General features: G+C 43.4%; 3 protein-coding genes. 1 reads left to right on the top strand and 2 read right to left on the bottom strand.

The features are described 5' to 3' along the window. Positions 1 to 250 (top strand): DnaB-like helicase C-terminal domain-containing protein (locus tag B7Y67_RS18285; RefSeq protein WP_293599854.1); only part of this gene is annotated, 250 nt, incomplete at its 5' end. A gap of 70 nt (positions 251 to 320) precedes the next feature. Here the strand turns inward: B7Y67_RS18285 and B7Y67_RS18290 are convergent. Beyond that, positions 321 to 587, bottom strand: coding sequence for a hypothetical protein (locus B7Y67_RS18290; protein WP_293599855.1), 267 nt, complete (start codon positions 585 to 587; stop codon positions 321 to 323). A 30-nt stretch (positions 588 to 617) separates the two neighbouring features. Next, positions 618 to 1,303 (bottom strand): mechanosensitive ion channel family protein (locus B7Y67_RS18295; RefSeq protein ID WP_293599856.1); only part of this gene is annotated, 686 nt, incomplete at its 5' end.

Consider the following 1,303-nt stretch of genomic DNA (forward strand, 5'->3'; position numbering starts at 1 on the left):
CATCATGTCTGATTTACGTGAGTCAGGTGCGATTGAGCAAGATGCTGACTTAATTATGTTTATCTACAGGGATGAGGTTTATCACCCCGATACCACGACGGATAAGGGTGTAGCGGAGATTATTATTGGTAAGCAGCGTAATGGTCCCATTGGCACAGTGCGCCTCAGCTGGCAAGGCCCTTATACCAAGTTCGATAACTTGGCGATGGGATCTATCGGATACTCTTCTGGTGGATATGAACCGTTCTAAGTAATTACTTCAATTTAAATTAAAAGCCTCGCAATAAAATGCGAGGCTTTTTAACTTCATGAGACGGTATTTACTTGCCACCTTCACACTTCTTAATAGATGCCTCTTTCGCAGCACCATATAGTGGCTTGCCATCCTTACTCACAGCTTTGGCTTCGCAACCAGAATTCGCTGCGGAACCCATACATTTTTTAATGGATGCATCTTTGGCTGCGCCATATAGTGGCTTGCCATCTTTGCTGACAGCTTTGGCTTCACATGCAGCCTGATCAGCGGATGCAATTGATGGAATTGCAAAGCTCAATGCAATACTTAAGGCGATGATGATTTTCTTCATTTTTACTTTTCCTAGTTGGTTGCTATGAAATTAACTTTGCTTCATGATCATATTTTGTGAGGCGATAGGTGCTGGGAATCCAGCCGCCGTCAATTCCTCACTCATGACGCGATTGCTATCAAAATAGACTTGCCAATAATGATCGTTATTGCAGTAAGGGCGCACTGCCAATACTGGACCAACAAGATTGAACTCCAATATATTGACTTCAACCGCTGGATCTTGCAAAACATTTGGGATAGCGGATATCTTTTCACGTAAAAGTTGCATCGCAGCGATTTGGTCGGCGGCTCCCGCAATTTGACATTTAAGGTCTACCCGGCGATAAGGGCTATGGCTAAAATTTTGAATTGTGTCACCCAAAATTTTGGTATTGCCAACCATTGTTGCAATATTGTCTGGCGTATAGATAGTTGATGAAAAGAGTCCAATCTCTTTAATAGTTCCCGTTACACCGCCTGCAGTCACGAAGTCACCAACCTTGAAGGGACGCAACACAATTACAAATACGCCTGCTGCAAAATTAGAGAGCAGACCAGCCCAGGCTGCGCCAATTGCAATACCGGCAGTAGCAATTAAAGCAGCAAAGCTAGTTGTCTGAATACCAAAATAGCCCAAAATACCAATGACTAGAAGGATATTGAGGGTGACAGAAACGACTGATCCTACATAGCGCAGAATAGTTGGATCTAGTTTTTGTTGCTCTAGACCTTTGC

It is taken from the genome of Polynucleobacter sp. 35-46-11 (genome assembly GCF_002281105.1).